At 48.1% G+C, this 18,479-nt stretch carries 17 protein-coding genes; 5 read left to right on the forward strand and 12 right to left on the reverse strand.

The window, feature by feature from the left end:
* Nucleotides 1-137: 137 nt before the first annotated feature.
* The 4 genes from adk to KFF03_RS12960 all read right to left on the reverse strand — a co-directional run bounded on the left by adk (nt 138) and on the right by KFF03_RS12960 (nt 6,206).
* On the reverse strand, nt 138-791 hold the full coding sequence (adk, locus tag KFF03_RS12945) for an adenylate kinase (RefSeq protein ID WP_255857342.1): 654 nt from the start codon (nt 789-791) through the stop codon (nt 138-140).
* A gap of 215 nt (nt 792-1,006) precedes the next feature.
* Nucleotides 1,007-3,637 carry a phosphoenolpyruvate carboxylase gene (gene ppc, locus KFF03_RS12950; RefSeq protein ID WP_255857343.1) on the reverse strand — a complete coding sequence of 877 codons (2,631 nt, stop codon included), beginning with the start codon at nt 3,635-3,637 and terminating at the stop codon, nt 1,007-1,009.
* Nucleotides 3,638-3,953: 316 nt separating this feature from the next.
* On the reverse strand, nt 3,954-5,171 hold the full coding sequence (locus KFF03_RS12955; protein WP_255857344.1) for an argininosuccinate synthase: 1,218 nt from the start codon (nt 5,169-5,171) through the stop codon (nt 3,954-3,956).
* A gap of 114 nt (nt 5,172-5,285) precedes the next feature.
* Entirely contained in the window at nt 5,286-6,206 is a 921-nt protein-coding gene (locus tag KFF03_RS12960) for an OmpA family protein (RefSeq protein WP_255857345.1), read from the reverse strand.
* A gap of 223 nt (nt 6,207-6,429) precedes the next feature.
* Between KFF03_RS12960 and pyrC the strand changes: the two genes are divergently transcribed.
* Genes pyrC through KFF03_RS12975 form a run of 3 tightly spaced genes read left to right on the forward strand, consistent with a single transcriptional unit; the run spans nt 6,430 to nt 8,525 of the window.
* The gene (gene pyrC / locus KFF03_RS12965) at nt 6,430-7,467 is read left to right on the forward strand and encodes a dihydroorotase (RefSeq protein ID WP_255857346.1); all 1,038 of its coding nucleotides are present in this window, start codon (nt 6,430-6,432) and stop codon (nt 7,465-7,467) included.
* A gap of 18 nt (nt 7,468-7,485) precedes the next feature.
* The gene (gene rnt / locus KFF03_RS12970; protein WP_255857347.1) at nt 7,486-8,151 is read left to right on the forward strand and encodes a ribonuclease T; all 666 of its coding nucleotides are present in this window, start codon (nt 7,486-7,488) and stop codon (nt 8,149-8,151) included.
* Nucleotides 8,151-8,525: a YacL family protein gene (locus KFF03_RS12975; RefSeq protein ID WP_255857348.1), complete on the forward strand. Its 375-nt coding sequence runs from the start codon at nt 8,151-8,153 to the stop codon at nt 8,523-8,525. Before rnt ends, KFF03_RS12975 begins: the two co-directional genes overlap by 1 nt.
* A 29-nt stretch (nt 8,526-8,554) precedes the next feature.
* Here the strand turns inward: KFF03_RS12975 and KFF03_RS12980 are convergent, their stop codons facing one another.
* From KFF03_RS12980 to dnaE, 4 genes are read right to left on the reverse strand one after another with little or no spacing between them, the layout of a single operon-like run.
* Nucleotides 8,555-9,043, reverse strand: a complete 489-nt coding sequence (locus tag KFF03_RS12980; protein ID WP_255857349.1) for a hypothetical protein — start codon at nt 9,041-9,043, stop codon at nt 8,555-8,557.
* Nucleotides 9,034-9,474, reverse strand: a complete 441-nt coding sequence (locus KFF03_RS12985; RefSeq protein WP_255857350.1) for a hypothetical protein — start codon at nt 9,472-9,474, stop codon at nt 9,034-9,036. The genes KFF03_RS12980 and KFF03_RS12985 overlap by 10 nt, the downstream gene beginning before the upstream one ends.
* Nucleotides 9,471-10,847 carry a tRNA lysidine(34) synthetase TilS gene (gene tilS, locus KFF03_RS12990; protein ID WP_255857351.1) on the reverse strand — a complete coding sequence of 459 codons (1,377 nt, stop codon included), beginning with the start codon at nt 10,845-10,847 and terminating at the stop codon, nt 9,471-9,473. Before tilS ends, KFF03_RS12985 begins: the two co-directional genes overlap by 4 nt.
* Nucleotides 10,807-14,301 (reverse strand): DNA polymerase III subunit alpha, encoded by a 3,495-nt coding sequence (gene dnaE / locus KFF03_RS12995; RefSeq protein ID WP_255857352.1) that lies wholly within the window; start codon nt 14,299-14,301, stop codon nt 10,807-10,809. The genes tilS and dnaE overlap by 41 nt, the downstream gene beginning before the upstream one ends.
* Before the next feature lie 165 nt (nt 14,302-14,466).
* On the opposite strand from dnaE, the gene KFF03_RS13000 reads away from it, so the two are divergent.
* On the forward strand, nt 14,467-15,324 hold the full coding sequence (locus tag KFF03_RS13000; protein WP_255857353.1) for a hypothetical protein: 858 nt from the start codon (nt 14,467-14,469) through the stop codon (nt 15,322-15,324).
* On the opposite strand, the gene KFF03_RS13005 is transcribed toward KFF03_RS13000, so the two are convergent.
* Nucleotides 15,305-15,475, reverse strand: coding sequence for a hypothetical protein (locus KFF03_RS13005; protein WP_255857354.1), 171 nt, complete (start codon nt 15,473-15,475; stop codon nt 15,305-15,307). The genes KFF03_RS13000 and KFF03_RS13005 overlap by 20 nt on opposite strands.
* A gap of 123 nt (nt 15,476-15,598) precedes the next feature.
* On the reverse strand, nt 15,599-15,736 hold the full coding sequence (locus tag KFF03_RS13010; protein WP_255857355.1) for a hypothetical protein: 138 nt from the start codon (nt 15,734-15,736) through the stop codon (nt 15,599-15,601).
* A gap of 202 nt (nt 15,737-15,938) precedes the next feature.
* Between KFF03_RS13010 and KFF03_RS13015 the strand changes: the two genes are divergently transcribed.
* Entirely contained in the window at nt 15,939-16,343 is a 405-nt protein-coding gene (locus tag KFF03_RS13015) for a DUF2956 domain-containing protein (RefSeq protein ID WP_255857356.1), read from the forward strand.
* 44 nt (nt 16,344-16,387) lie between these two features.
* Here KFF03_RS13015 and KFF03_RS13020 read toward each other — a convergent pair whose 3' ends face one another.
* Together KFF03_RS13020 and KFF03_RS13025 are read right to left on the reverse strand one after the other, a co-directional pair.
* Nucleotides 16,388-16,984, reverse strand: a complete 597-nt coding sequence (locus KFF03_RS13020) for an outer membrane beta-barrel protein (RefSeq protein ID WP_255857357.1) — start codon at nt 16,982-16,984, stop codon at nt 16,388-16,390.
* Between the two features lie 180 nt (nt 16,985-17,164).
* A complete protein-coding gene (locus tag KFF03_RS13025) occupies nt 17,165-18,475 on the reverse strand; it encodes a sodium ion-translocating decarboxylase subunit beta (protein WP_255857358.1) in 1,311 nt (436 codons plus the stop codon).
* Nucleotides 18,476-18,479 lie beyond the last annotated feature (4 nt).

Consider the following 18,479-nt stretch of genomic DNA (forward strand, 5'->3'; position numbering starts at 1 on the left):
AAGGTTCAATAAATCAGACGTTCAATAGCCAAAAATTAGCCATGCCGAATATTTTTATGGTGCTGAGGCCAAAAAATAAAAGTATTTTTCAGATATAAAAAAAGGGCCAATCGGCCCTTTTATAGAAAAGCAGCTACTCAGCTCAGAGCTGACATAACTGATTCTGTGATTTCTTCCAGAGAACCAACACCAGGGATGTGGCTGTATTTTGGTGCAGAATCACCTTTTTCAGCCTGCAGCTCTTTATAAAAAGAAACCAGTGGTGCAGTCTGCTCATGATAAATAGCCAAACGCTTGCGAATGGTTTCTTCCTGATCATCGTCACGCTGAATCAGCTCTTCACCGGTTTCATCATCTTTACCTTCCACTTTAGGTGGGTTGTAAACAACATGGTAAACACGACCGGAGCCCGGGTGAACGCGACGTCCGCCCAAACGCTTGACGATTTCTTCATCAGCTACATCAATTTCCAGAACAGCGTCAATATCAACACCTGCATCTAACAGTGCCTGCGCTTGTGGAATGGTGCGTGGGAAGCCATCAAACAGGAAGCCATTGGCGCAATCCTGTTGCTGGATACGCTCTTTAACCAGGTCGATAATAATATCATCAGAGACCAGACCGCCGGTTTCCATGATTTCCTTAACTTTTAAACCCAGTTCACTGCCCGCTTTAACCGCGGCTCGCAGCATATCACCAGTAGAAATCTGAGGAATTTCAAATTTGTCACAAATAAACTGGGCCTGAGTACCTTTACCAGCACCGGGCGCACCCAACAGAATTACGCGCATGCGCAAACTCCTTAATGGTTAATTAAAATCTTGGCTGACTGGCATAATTGTTCACTTTTTAGCCAGACGCGAAAAAAAATTGGCCTAACCTTACCTTCAGCAAGGTTCTTGCTCAAGTCATTGTGGAAAAAAAGCCGGGAAAGTACCGCTCGACTTTGGTAGTTACACCTACATCGACGGACATCCCGGCTCTTCAAACTCTCAGCTGGCTGACTTTACCCAGTATTGCGCATACCGGCTGCAATACCTGCCATTGTCACTTTCAATGCCTGCTCAACCTGACTAATCTCCTCTTCGGCAGAGCGATTACGGTGCAGCAGCTCTGCCTGGAGATAATGCAGCGGATCTGTGTAGGGGTTTCGGATGCTCATCGAACGTTCAAGCGAACGGCTGTTTTCTAACAAAGTGGTCTGCTGTTTAACCTGAAGCACCAATTTGCGCATCTGCTCCAAACGCGAACGTAACACACGACCTAACGGTTGCAGTTCATCTTCAACCAGGCGACTCTCATAATATTGCGCCAGCACCGGATCGGCTTTGGAAACCACCATTTCCAGCATATCAATATACGTGTGGAAGAATGGCCATTGCTGATACATCTCTTGCAATAAATCCAGCTTGTCATGACTAATGTGCTGTTCTAACGCGTCGTCGGCGCCCAGCCAGGCGGGTAACATCAAACGCATTTGTGTCCAGGCAAAGATCCATGGAATGGCACGCAGTGTTTCGATACCACCACCAGCTTTGCGACGTGCCGGGCGGCTGCCCAGTGCCAGTTTACCCAGCTCCTGCTCGGGTGTTGCCGCCCGAAAATAACGCACGAAATCTTCAGTATCTCTGACCATGCCACGATAGGATTCGACACCATCACTGGCCAGTGTTTCCATCGCATCACGCCATTGTGGTTTGGCACTCTCAGGCGGTAGCAGGTTGGCTTCGAGAACGGAAGTGACATACACCTTAAGATTGCGCAAGGCTAATTCCGGCATACCGTATTTAAAACGGATAACCTCACCCTGCTCAGTTACTCGTAGGCCATTTTCAACCGAGCCTGGCGGTTGCGCCAGAATGGCACCATAAGCCGGACCACCGCCACGACCCACCGTGCCACCACGACCATGAAATAAACGCAGGCGAATATTTTTTTCTTTGGCAATGCTCGACAAACTTTCCTGAGCACGATATTGCGCCCAAACAGCAGCCAGTTGCCCGGCATCTTTGGATGAATCGGAATAGCCAATCATGACCTGTTGATGACCCTGGCAATAATCACGGTACCAATCCACCGACCAGAGTTTTTCCATTCTTGGCGATGATTGTTCAAGGTCATCCAGCGTTTCGAACAAGGGCACAATCGGTAAATGATTGCGTACATCACACGCTTGTAATAACAGCGCAACCGCTAAAATATCGGAAGGTTCACTGGCCATTGAAATAATGTAGCAAGACACCCCTTCACCCACATCCGAGGCGATGACTTTCATGGTATCCAGCACTTCCTGAACATCTGGCTCAGGCTGCCAGCGCGTCGGAATTAATGGCCGTTGAGACTGTAATTCCTTTAATAAGAACTGTTGTTTTTGCTCTTCACTCCAGCTGTGATAATCACCCCAGCCATAAAACTCACAAATTGCCTGTATGACATTGGCGTGTCGGGTTGATTCCTGACGTACATCCAAACGCACCATAGACAATTCAAAACAAGCGACTCGTCGTAACGTATCTAACAACAAGCCATTGGCGACGGTATCCATCCCCTGATCAATCAGGCTGTTATAACACAGCATTAATGGCTGCAATAATTCATCAACATGGACAATGGGTTGAATATCGCACTCTTTCCCTTTTGCTTTGGCAGCTGCCCAGGCACGTGTCTTTTCTAACCGATCACGCAGATCGTGAATACAGGCACGATAAGGTTCATGACCCGGATATGCCTGTTTCATTTCAGCCGATGCAGCCGTCATCGACAATTGCATACCCAGCTTTTCGATATCACGCAGGTATAAATCGGCGGCCATCCAACGTGCCAGATACAGCACTTCACGGGTAATTTCTGAGGTCACATTTGGATTACCATCGCGATCGCCTCCCATCCAGGAAGAAAAACGAATAGGCGCAGCGGTTAACGGTAATGCACTGCTGCCACGTTGGCGCAGTTCGTTATCCAGATGGCGTAATAATTGTGGTACGGCTTGCCACAGTGAATTTTCCACCACGGCAAAACCCCATTTAGCTTCATCAACCGGCGTTGGTCGGGTTTGTCGGATTTCATCGGTTTGCCATATCTCTTCAACCAACGAAGCGATACGTTTTTCAATATCTTTCAGGCGAGGATGACCGTCACGCAAGTCATCGCGCTGCTGCAGCAACTGAGCAATTAAATCGTATTTCTGAATCAGTGTACGACGTGTGACTTCGGTTGGGTGAGCCGTTAACACCAGCTCAATATTCACATCAGCAACTTTTTGACTAAGGTCTAAGCCATCAATGCCGTTTTTTTGCAAACGATCTAATAAATCATTAAAAAGGCGATCAGCATCATCATTCAAAAAATCACTACGACGCCAGCTGGCAGTATGTTGCTGGTCAGCGATATTGGCGAGATTTAAAAACTGATTAAAACCCCGAACAACTGGCACCAATGCATCGTCCGGCATCGTTTTTAACAAAGCTAACAATCGGTCCCGGTCGGTATCATCCCCGGCTCTCGCCGTTTTGGCTTGCAACCGAATATCTTCGATACGTTGCAACATCGAATCACCGTGCTGAGCAGCAATAGCCTGCCCTAACACATTACCTAACAAACGTACTTTATCGCGCAATAAACCATCCAGTTCGGACATGACAACACTCCGTTAAGTAAGAACCTTCACATTCCCATTGACTGAGTATAGTGTCAACCACACTCCCCTAAAGAAAGTTCTGAGTCGTATCGCAATAATTCAGGTACCGGGAATTTTAAGCCACCGCCCCGAAGGCACATCCATGTGCCTGCCGGGCTACCGCAACATCCTGTTGCTGCTATTAAAATTCCCGGTACCTGAATTATGAATTAAACCTAAGAGAGAGTATTAAACACGCATAAAAAAACGCCGGCGTTTTCACACCAGCGTTTTTCTATTGTCGACCTATTTATGCCTGGCTTAGCAGCAATAATGCTTACAGCGGGCTGCGGCCTTTTTTCGCAGCAGTACGCAGGCGCAGAGCATTCAGCTTAATAAAGCCTGCTGCATCCGCCTGATCGTAAGCACCCGCATCGTCTTCAAAGGTGGCAATCGCTTCGTCAAACAGCGTATCTTCAGACTGGCGACCCACAACAATCACGTTACCTTTATACAGCTTAATGCGAACATCACCGTTAACCACTTTCTGAGTTTCATCAATCGCGGCTTGCAGCATGGCACGCTCAGGGGACCACCAGTAACCGTTATAAATCAGCTTAGCGTATTTAGGCATCAGCTCATCTTTCAGGTGCATGGCTTCACGGTCCAGCGTGATGGACTCGATAGCGCGGTGCGCTTTCAGCAATACAGTACCCGCTGGAGTCTCGTAACAACCACGGGCCTTCATGCCCACATAACGGTTTTCTACGATGTCGACACGGCCAACGCCGTTTTCACCAGCTGTTTTGTTCAGTTCTTCCATAATGGTTGCCGGTGATTTTTCAACACCGTCGATAGCAACCGGATCACCGTTTTTGAAGCTGATGGTCAGGTAAGTTGGCTCATCTTTGGCTTGCTCTGGTGCCTTGGTCCACAGCCACATATCTTCTTCCGGCTCATTCCAAGGATCTTCCAGAATGTCACCTTCGTAAGAAATGTGCAGCAGGTTGGCATCCATTGAGTAAGGCGACTTCTTGCCTGCCTTCTTCTCAACTTCAATACCGTGTTCATCACAGTAAGCCATCAGGGTTTCACGAGAAGTCAGATCCCAATCACGCCATGGCGCAATCACTTTAACGCCTGGCTTCAGTGCGTAAGCACCCAGCTCGAAACGTACCTGATCGTTGCCTTTGCCCGTTGCACCATGAGCAATGGCATCAGCGCCGGTTTCATTAGCAATTTCAATCAGACGCTTGGCGATCAGCGGGCGAGCAATGGAAGTACCCAGCAAGTATTCACCTTCGTAGATGGTATTTGCACGGAACATCGGGAATACGAAATCGCGGGCAAATTCTTCACGCAGGTCATCGATGTAAATTTCTTTGATGCCTAATGCTTCGGCTTTAGCACGTGCTGGCTCGACTTCTTCACCCTGACCCAGGTCAGCAGTAAAGGTCACCACTTCACAGTTGTACTCTTCTTTCAGCCACTTAGCGATTACCGAGGTATCTAAACCACCGGAATAGGCCAACACCACTTTTTTGATGTCTGACATGGAATTCTCCAGGACGATTAGGCCCAGATTGTTCTCAACCCGGGCAACAGAAAAATTTAAGGGGGCATATTGTACTGATTGCACCGCAACTAGCCAAGCTTGGCGTTCAGATCATCAGCGGTCAGTACGGGGAGGCAACTTAAACAGCAAGTGATCGGGAATCGGCATATCCGTGCGCTGCTCCAGGCGGATGGTCACCCGACGGTTTTCTGCACGGCCTTTGCGGCTCTTATTAGAGGCAACCGGGTAACGACCGCCATGAAAACGGGTGGTGATCATCTCCGGATCAATACCCTGTTTAATAAAATAACGCTCAACATCTTCCACCCGTGCTTTGGAAATCTGACGTTGGTCATAACGCCGCCCCTGATTATCAGAATGGCCATCCAGATAAGCCGCAAACACTCTCGGATCATTTTTCATATAAAAAATAATGGTATCGAGCACTTCCATATCGGGCTTATCAATGTCTTTTTCACCCTCTCCAAAAAACACCTTCGAACGGGCGACCTGATCAAAGTTAACCGGCAACAGTTGTTTCACACACTCCAGGTAATCGAGATAAAAGTCATCAAACGCTAACGACGACAATTGAATCTGCACAAAGCGTTCATCGTCGTAATAGGTTTTGTGGCTGATGGTCGGCCATTTCCCTTCCATCAACGCATGTAAAAAGCGATTCGTACGTTCATGATCCAGACTGAGCACCGGCTGCTGACGACTGATTTTACTGGTACCTAAGAACTCGGTTTTACCACTCGGTTGCCAATAAGGGGGCAGAATGCTCACCTGAGCCTGACTGTAGTCCATCAGATTGCGGGTCGTTTCTAACTGGAAATACACATCCTCACCGGCCTGATGATAAAACACACCACGGCCATAATCCGGAATCTGTTGGGCAAAACGGCACTCAAATACCGAACCGGATAAGGTCCATTCGGTACTGTCCAGGCCACCAGCAAACTGCAGCGGCTGAGCCGCCGGCAAAGGCAGCCAGATGCACAACAGAGTTATAACAGACAACATTCGTAACATAACAAACCGTCATTTATTCAGATAAAAAAGTGCCATTCGACGCATATTTCAGAGTTACCACTGGGTTATCGGCCAAATACTCAAATGATTGAGCCCTTCGTTATTTTGATGGCGCCCGAACGCTGAGATAATCAGGAAAAGTCCGCCACTTTTCGGTACAATGCGGGCCAACCGAGATCATATACTCCGATAACTTTTCTAAGATTAGCTGAGGTTTGCCCCAATGACTGACCGCATTACCATCACTCGCCCTGACGATTGGCATCTGCACCTGCGCGATGGTGCCGTGTTGCAGCACACCGTGCCTGCTACCGCCCGGGTGATGGGACGCGCGATTATCATGCCGAACCTTCAACCACCGGTAATGAATGCCGAGCAGGCATTAGAGTATCGTGGCCGCATCCTGTCTAAGGTGCCACAGGGTTTGAACTTTAATCCACTGATGGTGCTGTATCTCACCGACAACACCACGCCGGACATGATTCGTGAAGCCAAAGAAGCGGGCCATATTGTTGCCGTTAAACTGTACCCGGCTGGCGCAACCACTAACTCAGATTCTGGTGTAACCGATCTGGGCAAGTTGGATGAACTGGCCGCAGCACTGGCCGAAAACGACATCAAACTGTTGGTACACGGTGAAGTCACCCACTCAGACGTGGATATTTTTGATCGTGAAAAGAAATTTTTAGACGAAATTCTGGTGCCACTGGCCAGCCGCCATCCAAATCTCAATATGGTGGTTGAGCACATCACGACCAAAGATGCTGCGGATTTTGTTATGAGCCAGGGCGATAATGTCGCTGCCACCATCACAGTTCAACATCTGGCCTACAACCGTAACCATATGCTGGTTGGTGGCATCCGCCCTCATTTTTATTGCCTGCCAATTCTGAAGCGTAACACCCATCAGCAAGCATTACAGGAAGCTGCTATCAGTGGCAGTCCTAAGTTCTTTTTAGGTACAGACTCTGCCCCACACGCCAAGGGTGCTAAAGAAAGTGCCTGCGGCTGTGCCGGTTGCTTCAGTGCCTATGCTGCCATTGAACTGTACGCCGAAATTTTTGATGACTTAGGCGCACTGGATAAACTGGAAGGGTTTGCCAGCCACTTCGGCCCGGATTTTTATGGTTTACCGCGCAACTCCGATGAAATCTCATTGATTAAACAAGACTGGCAAGCGCCCATCGAAATGCCATTCGGTGACGACATTATTGTGCCATTACGTGCAGGTGAAACCCTGCGCTGGAAACTCGACTACTAATATTTTTAAGGAACTCACATGAGCCAGGATTCCGGCAATCAGGATAAGTCATTAATGGCGCAACGCTTCCGCGGCTTTTTGCCCGTCGTGGTGGATGTTGAAACGGGTGGGTTTAATGCCCGCACCGATGCCCTGCTAGAAATTGCCATGGTAACCCTTCGTATGGACGAAGATGGCTACCTGCACCCTGACGAAACCTTATCGGCCAATATTCACCCATTTGATGGGGCTAATCTGGAGCAAGAAGCACTGGATTTCACCGGCATTGATCCGTTTGATCCAGAGCGCGATGCCGAATTCGAAATCGATGTGCTGAGCGAAATGTTCCAGACCATTCGTCGGGATATTAAAAAATACGGTTGCAACCGCGCAGTGTTAGTTGGCCATAACGCCCACTTCGATCATGGCTTCCTGCGTGCAGCGGTGGATCGTAACGATATTAAACGCGATCCATTTCATCCGTTTTCATCGTTTGATACCGCATCCATTGCGGCCATTGCTCTGGGGCAAACCGTATTAGCAAAGTCTTGTAAAACCGCCGGTATTGATTTTGATAATAACTCAGCCCACAGCGCCGAATACGATACTTACAAAACCGCAGAATTGTTTTGTTATATCGTGAATCGATACAAAGATTTGGGCGGCTGGCCGTTAGCTGGCGCTCCTCTGGTAGAGGACGATTAATGGAATATCAGTTTTATCAGGGCGCTCGCGGTCCGGTTGCTGAACTGTCGATGGAACAAGCGGCCATTGGCCGCTGGTTAAGCGATGAAATTGGGGCTGACACTGACCGGGTGAACGGTTTATTGCATAACATCGCTGAAATTCGCGACGGTATTTTTCTTGAGTTGGATGTGGATGGCAAAGAGTTCCGCCTGACGCTGAACAAAGATGAAGTAGAAATAAAAGCCAACAGTCTGGTGAATAATCTCGATGCCGACAGTGCTGAACAAATGGATGCCGAAGGACTGAGCTTTTACGACAGTGAAGAAGTGGCTGGTTGTGGCCTGGACGATTTTGAAGCCTTGCTAATCGCCTGGCTTGAATACTGCTCCTGAAGGCGAAACTTGAATAGATATCGGTAAAATCAGCGTGTTTTTACCGATATCTCCAACTCTGCACCTTTAATATCACGCAACCGCGGAATGCTTTCGTCCGTTTCTTCCTCGGTTTCATCCCAATGCAATTTACCCGAAACCCCCATGGTTGAGTCATCTTCAGAAGGTGCATCCTCAAATAAGTTTGGAAACGTCTGATACTCTCCCACCGACGCAGCCTTAACATCTGGCCCCCAAACAGGGTCATGAGCCATTTGAGGCAACTCTCCCTGCAAAATGTCATCAGGGATATTCAGGTTAAGCGGCTCTTTTTCCGTCTCTGGCAAACTCTCTGAAGTATTCTCAACACTGCCCGAATCATCCGCGATTTTTTCAGGGTGACTATCAAACAATTCATCAATGGTTTGTTTAACTCCCCGTAAGATTGGCTCACGAGAATCTTCGCAACCACTTTGAAGCAATACCAAAGCGGCTAACAAAATCAGTTTCAGTGATGATAAAGGTCGTTTTATTCGCATTCTACGTACTTACATTCCTGAAATTCAGCTGCATCCACCTCGGCATGCTCAACCAGTGTGAGTTCCAGCTCCACACGTCCAACCAAATCCGAATCAAACGTAACAGAGGCAGGCTGTTGTTTTTCAAGCGTCACACTGGGCGTTGCTAACAACTCTTGTCCATCACCCTGATCAGCATACACCTGGGTGCTTACCGTGTAGCTGCCCGCTGCATTTTCCTGCACCGACAACACCAGGCTATAGCCACCTTTGCCATGTTCTTCATAGCGGCTGGTATCGTTTTCCAGAATCACAAAAGCCGCATCCGTTTTCAGCTGACCACCATAACTCATCACTGCATTCACCTGATAGACAGACAATGCCTGAGAAACAACCGACAACAACAATAAACAGACGACACTGATAGCGGAACACATCAGGTTATTTTTCATTTTGTTCTCCAGTGCAAACTCCAGCCGGAGTCTGAATAATACAATTGAGACAATGATAATCCTATCACAGCCACTAATTCTCCCTGCTCATCGAGCATACAAGGCCAATGATCACGTAACCACAGCGGCACGTGGTTCTCCTGCCACACATGTTTTAAGGTTTTATGCGGACGGCCTTTGGGTTGCAGGGTCATCCCCCGGCACTCAGAGGCGGAAACAACACGATAGGTTCCAGACACAATACCGCCAGACTCCGATGCCTCTGCTACCAATGAAGCGCCGCCCCAGCTTAATAAATCCGTTGATTGAGGATTGCCTCCAATATCCGCAACCACCAGCGTTTTTTCAGTTTCCAGGCCGGCTTCCCGCTGTCGTAAATACAACCCTTGCTGGAAGCGCTGCATCACCCAATCACCGATTAACAATTGCGGGTGTTTATCTACGTGAGCAGAAAACAGTCCAGCACAGAATTGTTGCAACTGTGCGGAAGATGGTGCAGAAATGCCATTCTGTTGTAACCAGCGACGAATAATATAAGGCTGCAATTCATCCGTGTATTCCGCCAGCGCAGTTAATTTAAGATAATTTGACTTTGTTTGCGGCCAATCACATTCAGCCCGGCACCCATCCAGTTTTTCATCCAATAACAGGGAAAGAATTGCCCGATCCTGCTGCAGCTGTTGCAATGAACGTAATACGGCTGTTTTACGCCCGGGAAACTGCTGCCAGATTTGTGGTAATAAATGTTGCCGCCACCAGTTTCGATCAAACCGGGTATCCTGATTGGATTCATCTTCAACCCAACGGAGTTGCTGTTGCTGCGCATAGTCCTGAAGCTGAGCACGGCTGCAGCCTAACAATGGCCGGACAATTGTGAAATGCATGTGTTGACGTTGTCGCGGAATACCCGCCAAGCCATCTAATCCGGCACCACGCAATAAACGCAGAAAGAATGTTTCGAGCTGATCATCCGCATGGTGCGCTGTTAATAAATATTCACCATCCGATACATATTGGCTAAAGACCTGATAACGAGCATCACGTGCCTGTTGCTCAATATTATTGTGGTGATTATTCAGAGTGATTTTTTCAGCATAAAACGGAATATTAAATTCCGCGCAGAGTTGCTGGCAAAAGCTTAACCATTCATCGGCATGCTCGGATAAACCATGGTGTATATGAATGGCTTTTAATTGGCCCTGTTTTATTCTGGGCTGGTATTGTGGCAATGTCGCCAGCCGATGTAACAAGGACACCGAATCGAGTCCGCCACTCAGTGCCAACCAGAGGGTTTTATCCGCTGGATATTCTCCTAATGCGGCGTCAATGGCATCAGTTAAACAACAACTCGACAGCATCTTCACCAAACTCATATTTCAGCTGCAACAGTTGATCATCCGTTGGATTAATCCGCCATTGGTCGCCTAACTGAATATCGCAACGAGCGACTTCGTTGTGGAAATCCAGCACCACAGGGCAACCGTTTTCCAATGGTAATAATTTTTGCTGCAATTGTTTGCACAATAAATCTGTGGCTTTGTCGTTATCCACACGAATACGCAACGATTTAGCAAAGTTGAGCCGTGCCTGACTGATTTCCATTGCGCTGCGGCCAGTGGCTTTTAACCCGCCAGAATAATCGTCATGGCTAACCTGGGCTTCCACCACCAGCACTTTATCTTTGGCAACCACCTCACGCACTTCTTCATATACGTCAGCAAACAAGGCAACTTCCATCCTGCCTGAGCGATCATCCAGGGTAACAAAACACATATTGTCACCACGTTTGTTTTTCATCACCCGCATATCCACCACTAAGCCAGTGAGTTTTTGTGAGCCTTTGCCTTCCTGAAGGTGGGACAGTTTGGTGGGGACTAACTGGCGAACTTCTTTTTCATACTCATCAAACGGGTGGCCAGTAACGTATAAACCCAGCGTGTCTTTTTCGCCCTGTAAGCGCTCTTTTAAGGTCCACTTACGCAACTGACGATGACGTTCATACGGGTCCGCTTCATCCGCCACTTCGGCTTCCACTTCACCAAATAAATCCATCATGCCCGCCGCTTCATTAGCCGCGCTTTGCCCCGCCGCTTTAACCGCATCTTCAATGCTGGCCATTAAAATAGAACGATCTTCACCAAAACAATCAAACGCACCACAACGTACCAAGGCTTCTAACACACGTTTATTAATGCGTTTGGAATCACAACGCTCACAAAAATCGAACAAATCCTTAAATTCACCACCTTCAGCACGTGCCTCAGTAATAGCTTCTACAGGGCCTTCACCGGCACCTTTTACCGCGCCTAAACCATACACAATGGCACCGGCATCATTCACGGTAAAACCAAATTCCGACTGGTTCACATTGGGCAATACCAGCTCTAATTCCATCTCACGACATTCTTCAATAAAGCCCACTACTTTATCGGTGTTTTGCATATCGGAGGTCATTACCGCCGCCATAAACGGCGCAGGGTAATGTTTTTTCAGCCACAGCGTATGATAAGAAACAACCGCATAAGCCGCCGAGTGAGATTTGTTAAAACCGTAGCCGGCAAACTTTTCCACCAGGTCAAAAATCTTCATCGCCAGGTCTGGATCAACCCCAACCGAAATCGCCCCTTCGCGGAAGGTTTCCCGTTGTTTGGCCATTTCTTCCGGCTTTTTCTTACCCATCGCCCGACGCAACATATCCGCGCCGCCCAGCGTGTAGCCAGCCAATGTCTGGGCGATCTGCATAACCTGTTCTTGATAAACAATGACGCCGTAGGTCGGTTCCAGAATTGGTTTTAAACTTTCGTGTTGGAAGTCCGGATGCGGGTAAGCCACTTCGGCACGGCCATGCTTCCGGTTAATAAAGTCATCCACCATGCCAGATTCCAATGGCCCCGGACGGAACAGCGCCACCAGTGCAATCATGTCTTCCAGATTATCCGGCTGTAGGCGGCGTACCAGATCTTTCATCCCGCGGGATTCCAGCTGAAACACCGCGGTGGTTTGTGCGGTTTTCAGATACTCAATCGAGGGTTTATCATCCAGTGGAATTTCTTCTACCCGGATCGGCTCAAGATTGTCTTTAGCACGAATACGATTAATGGTTTTTAACGCCCAATCGATAATAGTTAACGTCCGCAAGCCCAAAAAGTCGAACTTAACTAAGCCTGCTTCTTCAACGTCATTTTTATCAAATTGAGTCACCAGACCGGCGCCACCCGGTTCACAGGCGGTGGCTGAGAAATCGGTTAATTTGGTTGGCGCAATCACCACACCACCGGCGTGTTTACCGGTTTGTCGGGCAATACCTTCGAGTTTTAACGCCATTTCCCAGATTTCCTGGGCTTCATCATCGTCGTTTAAAAACTCGCCAAGCGCGGGCTCCACTTTTAACGCTTTTTCCAGCGTCATACCTGGGTCGCCGGGAATTAATTTGGATAATTTATCGGCTAAACCGAACGACTTACCTTGCGCACGGGCTACGTCACGTACCACCGCTTTGGCCGCCATGGTGCCAAACGTCACAATCTGCGATACCGCTTCACGACCGTAGTTATCGGCCACGTAGGAGATCACTTTTTCACGATCTTCCATACAGAAGTCGATATCAAAGTCGGGCATGGAAACCCGTTCCGGGTTCAGAAATCGTTCGAACAGTAAGTCGTATTCCAGCGGATCCAGGTCGGTAATTTTTTGCGCATAAGCAACCAGTGAGCCTGCGCCGGAACCCCGCCCCGGGCCAACCGGAATATTGTGATCTTTGGCCCATTGAATAAAGTCCATTACGATCAGGAAATAACCGGGGAATCCCATCTGGATAATAATATCCAGCTCGAACTTTAAACGCTCATCGTAGGGTTTTCGTTTTTCAGCAAATTCCGGGGAATTCGGGTCAAGATCGGAGAAAATAAATTCCAGTCGTTCCTGCAAACCCACTTCGGAGATTTTGCGGAAAAAGTCATCTTCATCCATGCCTTCCGGAATCGGGTAATCCGGCAAGAAATATTTGCCTAACAGAACCTCAACCGAACAACGGCGGGCAATTTCAACGGTGTTTTCAATAGCAGAAGGAATATCGGCAAATAACTCAGCCATTTCCTCAGCGCTGCGGAAGTATTGCTGATTACTGTACTCACGCGGGCGGCGTTTATCCTCCAGCGCATACCCCTGGCCAATGGAAACCCGGGTTTCGTGGGCTTCAAAATCATCGGCGGCTAAGAAACGTACATCATTAGTCGCCACCAGCGGCATGCCCAACTTGCCGCCCAGCATCATTCCCGCTTTCACAACCGATTCATCACCCTGGCGTCCGGTACGTTGTACCTCGTAATAAAAACGATCACCAAACACTTGTTGATAATCTGCCGCTAAGGCTTCTGCCCCCTCTAAATCACCTTTCAGAATACGCTGGCCAATATCACCATCACGGGCGCCGGCTAACACAATCAGGCCGTTATTCTGCTCAAACAGCCACTCTTTTTTGATGATGGCTTTATCAAAGTGCTGGTTGTCCATAAAGCCACGGGAAATCAGCTCACGCAGCCCAAGGTAGCCATCTGGTGTCTGGCACAAAGCCGTTATCCGAAACGGTGCATGAATATCTTCTTCATTCTCAAGCCACAGATCAGCACCAAGAATCGGTTTAATACCACTGCCCAGTGCTCCTTTGTAGAACTTCACCAGCGCATACATATTGGCCTGATCTGTCAAAGCAACCGCAGGCATCCCCATGCTTTCGGCAGTCGCCAACAGCTTTTTCACCCGTACCGTACTGTCGTACAGCGAGAATTCAGAATGGACACGCAGATGAACAAAACCGGAAGCAGACATGAATAAAAACACTTACTGAAAACAGCCGACGATTGTAACGATATTAGCGGTTCACGGATACGGTGCTGACGTCAGGAGCCAACTCCTTCCTTGTTTAATATTTGCTCAATAGCTGTGCAGATATTAACCTGAATAAATGCTTAAGCATGGAGTTGAGGAAACACAATGGCGATTAAGCAATGGGAAGCCGTAAGTCTCTTCCTGATTACAGGCGCTTTTGGGTTGAGCCAGATAACCATGGACGATTTGGTTGTTGTTTCCTCGTTTGGCAACAGCTCACCAAGTTCCTCTGTAAGACTGGTAGAACACGACGCTCAACAGCAATCGACATCTTACAGCTCCTCACGTTACAGCTCCTCACGTTACAGCTCTTCACTATATAACCCATCATTCGACACACACCTGCCCAACTACAACCATCCGGCAAAAACCAAAGCAGCAGCGACCTCTGATACAACTTTCTACGACCATGCTTTGGCGCAGAAGTTAGTACGTGCTTACATCAATTCCGGTCAACGTATCGAGACAAAACATGATTTACACCTGCTGCTCGCCAGTATTTTATCCGGCAGTGAGGCCCAGCCTTCCACAGCTGGTGATCACCCCGTAGCCAGAGATAACCAAGTATCGTTAACGCTACTGAGCTCATTAACAGACACGCTGATGTCCAATGAAGAGAAGCAGCAACTCGTCAATCAACACATCGCAGACTTACAGACTTCGCCATACATTCAGGCCCAGATGCAATTGATTGCCGACACTCTGGAACACCTGCCTCGCAGCAACACCAATCACACTCTTATCAATCACTATCAGGATCTCAGCCAGCTCGCGCTGTCGGAACAACCGCTGAATCTCCCGGGTGATTATTGGCAACAAGAATATGAAACAGCCATTCAGCTACAGAAACAACAGTTATCAGTGACAGCTGACGACTTTAGCAATCCACATGACTTCAAACGATTTAAACAACTGGTTTCGGTGGCAGGAATCACCAAGACCATCACCAGGCATACGCCATAGGAGAAAAGATCATGACCATCTTTAACGCACTCAAATCCGCCGTCTTGATAATGGCTGGCGGTTTTTTAGTCGCTTGTGGCTCGGAGGACAGCTCCTCTTCAAGCAGCAGCGGTTCTGATAGCCCATCCACTTCCGCATTTTCAATGTGCACCCAACGATCAGGAAATACCCTGTCGGTAGAATGTACGTCCTCATCCTGCAGCAGTGGCTACTCATTCCATTCGTCCTACTCCAGCAGCGGCAGTTGCGTATCACGCCGAGACACCATTTTGGATCACTTCAGTAATACCGGAGAAATACTGTCAGGTACATCGGGTACTGGCGGCAGTTCCGGTGGCGGCTCAGGTGGTGGTAGCACCGGTGGGTCAGGCGGTGTTTCACTGTCTAATATCAGTGCTTGTGGAACCAGCATTCAGGTCCCTAGCCTATGCACGAGCACGGCAAGTACCTTGTTTAATGCAATTTGTAGCGGCTCCTCAAGCTCAAGTTTATTAAGAAGCGCCTGCCAATCGTATATTCGTTGTTTAGGGCAAAGCATCAGCGACCCTGCTGCCCGGGCAACTTATGAAGCAGCAACCCAGGGAACCTGCGATCAAATTCAATAACGGACCTCAGTGTCTCCGTCAAAATCGGGCGGAGACACCATCACAACTTGTGGTTACCATAAGGTTTTATCACTCGACTTATTCACCATGAAAAAAAACAAATCGGCCCCCATTTCTGATGTTACTAAAGTGGAAGCTCTCAAAGTTGCCAAAGGTATTCAAAAGCCAGGACAAACCAAAGAGCAGACAAAACTAATTGCTCAAGGCATTGAAAAAGGCATCGCAGAATATAAAAAACGCGAAAAACAAAAAGCCCGGGAGCGTGACAAGCAGCGTAAGCAGGAATTAAAAGCAAAAGAAAAAGCGGAAGCTCAGCCAATCTCTGAAGAGAAAGGTAGTAACCCAGTATTATTACCCTGGATATTATTAGGGTTAAGTTGGGTAGGGTTTATTGCGTATATCAGTGCGTATTAATAACGCCCCTAAGTACCAATAAATACATCAGAGGCGTTGAGATATCAGAACATAAAGGCGGCGCCAACATTCACACTATTGTGGACATAAGTTGTGCTGATTGTTTCTGTTACAAAGCCAACATCCAGCTCAATATCTTGCCATACGATTGCTTGACGCTTGAAGGAAACATCCAGTTCAAACTGAGGGGTTACCTCTATTTTGGCACCAGCTCCAAGCTGAAAAGCGAAGCCTGAAAGACTATCACCTTCTTTATCGGTTCCGGTTAATACCAAAGCTTCATCCACCTTATATACGCCAAAACCAATAGCCCAATAAGGTTTAATTTGTTCGTCGGTGTAAACAAATTGCCAGTCAAAGTTCAGGCCCGTTAAATCTTCACTGTCATTGCTTTTATCAAAATCAACGGTCGTTGATTCCAGGCTCAGTAAAAAACGGTTGTTACGCTCACTCTTGGAACCGATAAAAAAAGACAACCCCGAGACATCAGTATTCTCAGTAATTTCATCATCCAGAACATCAAACTCGGCTTTAGCATCTCCGGAGATACTGGTGAATAAATTACCACCCACCAACAATTCAGCCGATGCATTAAAAGATAACATTGATAGTGCCAATGCACTTGCGGTGAGATACTTCATCGTCCACATCCCTTGGTCATAGATTAAAAAATATAAAGGCGCCGACATAGCGCGATGCGGATTTTAATAAAATTTACAATTCAGTCAATAGCATTAATTCGAAATTTTTATGAGATATAAAAAAACGCCGCGCTGTTCCCAGGGCGGCGTTTTTCTTAACGTTTAATAAGGTGTCAGAGATTACCCAAAGAAGGAAATCATCACACCGGCTGCTACTGCAGAACCGATTACACCTGCAACGTTTGGACCCATAGCATGCATCAGCAGGAAGTTCTGGCTGTTAGCTTCCAGGCCCACTTTGTTAGATACACGCGCCGCCATTGGCACCGCAGATACACCTGCTGAACCGATTAACGGGTTAATTGGATCTTTGCTCAGCTTGTTCATGATTTTCGCCATGATCACGCCCGCAGCGGTACCCACCATGAAGGCAACCAGACCCAGAACGATAATCGCCAGAGTGCTGCCATTCAGGAAGGCATCAGAGCTCATTTTGTAACCAACAGACAGACCCAGGAAGATGGTCACTACGTTGATCAGAGCATTTTGCGCAGTATCACTCAGACGCTCAACCACACCCGATTCTTTCATCAGGTTACCGAAGCAGAACATACCCAGCAGAGGCGCTGCAGATGGCAACAGAATCGCCACCAGTACCAGTACCGCAATCGGGAAGACAATCTTCTCGCCTTTGGTCACGGTACGCAGCTGGCTCATCGCGATCTGACGCTCAGATTCAGAGGTCAGTGCTTTCATAATTGGCGGCTGAATCAGAGGAACCAGAGCCATGTATGAGTAAGCCGCTACCGCAATCGCACCCAGCAGTTCAGGCGCCAGTTTCGATGCAATAAAGATCGAAGTCGGGCCGTCAGCACCACCGATGATACCAATCGCAGCTGCCTGCTGAACGGTGAAGTCCATCAGACCTGCGTCAGTCAGCAGAACCGCACCAGCAACGGTACCGAAGATACCGAACTGAGCCGCCGCACCTAACAGCAGCGTTTTAGGGTTTGCCAGCAGAGGGCCGAAGTCAGTCATCGCGCCAACACCCATGAAGATCAGCAACGGTGCAACACCACTGGCAATCGTCATGCTGTAAAACACGTATAACATGCCGTTATCAAAGCCCAGGGTAGAACCCAGTGCGACGGCTTTCTTATACATCAGACCCTGAACTTCATAGGCCTCTTTGTAAGCGGCAAACACCTGATCCATGGTCGAATTAGCAGCAATGCCAAACAGCTCAGCAAATTCTGCCAACACTTTAGGATCAGCAGAGCGGATCGCCGCTTCAGCAGCCGACCAGCCCATACCAGCACTCGGGATGTTAACCATCAGAGTACCAACGGCAATCGGCAACAGCAGCAGTGGCTCAAAGCCTTTTTTGATGGCCAGGTACAACATACCAAAGGCCACCAACATCATGAACGCCTGGCCACCCTCAATATGGGCAATACCAGTGTCATTCCAGAGACGGAGTAAGCTATCCATCAGT

The organism is Bacterioplanoides sp. SCSIO 12839, assembly GCF_024397975.1.
Classification (GTDB): Bacteria; Pseudomonadota; Gammaproteobacteria; order Pseudomonadales; family Oceanobacteraceae; genus Bacterioplanoides.

Excerpts from the sequence above, each read along its gene's own strand:
- KFF03_RS13000 (WP_255857353.1), top strand. The coding sequence starts at position 14,467 with ATGGCGATTAAGCAATGGGAAGCCGTAAGTCTCTTCCTGATTACAGGC.
- KFF03_RS13025 (WP_255857358.1), bottom strand. The coding sequence starts at position 18,475 with ATGGATAGCTTACTCCGTCTCTGGAATGACACTGGTATTGCCCATATT.
- adk (WP_255857342.1), bottom strand. The coding sequence starts at position 791 with ATGCGCGTAATTCTGTTGGGTGCGCCCGGTGCTGGTAAAGGTACTCAG.
- ppc (WP_255857343.1), bottom strand. The coding sequence starts at position 3,637 with ATGTCCGAACTGGATGGTTTATTGCGCGATAAAGTACGTTTGTTAGGT.
- KFF03_RS13010 (WP_255857355.1), bottom strand. The coding sequence starts at position 15,736 with ATGCTGGTTCCACAAGCACTGATATTAGACAGTGAAACACCGCCTGAC.
- pyrC (WP_255857346.1), top strand. The coding sequence starts at position 6,430 with ATGACTGACCGCATTACCATCACTCGCCCTGACGATTGGCATCTGCAC.
- KFF03_RS12975 (WP_255857348.1), top strand. The coding sequence starts at position 8,151 with ATGGAATATCAGTTTTATCAGGGCGCTCGCGGTCCGGTTGCTGAACTG.
- rnt (WP_255857347.1), top strand. The coding sequence starts at position 7,486 with ATGAGCCAGGATTCCGGCAATCAGGATAAGTCATTAATGGCGCAACGC.
- KFF03_RS13020 (WP_255857357.1), bottom strand. The coding sequence starts at position 16,984 with ATGAAGTATCTCACCGCAAGTGCATTGGCACTATCAATGTTATCTTTT.
- KFF03_RS12980 (WP_255857349.1), bottom strand. The coding sequence starts at position 9,043 with ATGCGAATAAAACGACCTTTATCATCACTGAAACTGATTTTGTTAGCC.
- KFF03_RS12955 (WP_255857344.1), bottom strand. The coding sequence starts at position 5,171 with ATGTCAGACATCAAAAAAGTGGTGTTGGCCTATTCCGGTGGTTTAGAT.
- dnaE (WP_255857352.1), bottom strand. The coding sequence starts at position 14,301 with ATGTCTGCTTCCGGTTTTGTTCATCTGCGTGTCCATTCTGAATTCTCG.
- KFF03_RS12960 (WP_255857345.1), bottom strand. The coding sequence starts at position 6,206 with ATGTTACGAATGTTGTCTGTTATAACTCTGTTGTGCATCTGGCTGCCT.
- tilS (WP_255857351.1), bottom strand. The coding sequence starts at position 10,847 with ATGAGTTTGGTGAAGATGCTGTCGAGTTGTTGTTTAACTGATGCCATT.
- KFF03_RS12985 (WP_255857350.1), bottom strand. The coding sequence starts at position 9,474 with ATGAAAAATAACCTGATGTGTTCCGCTATCAGTGTCGTCTGTTTATTG.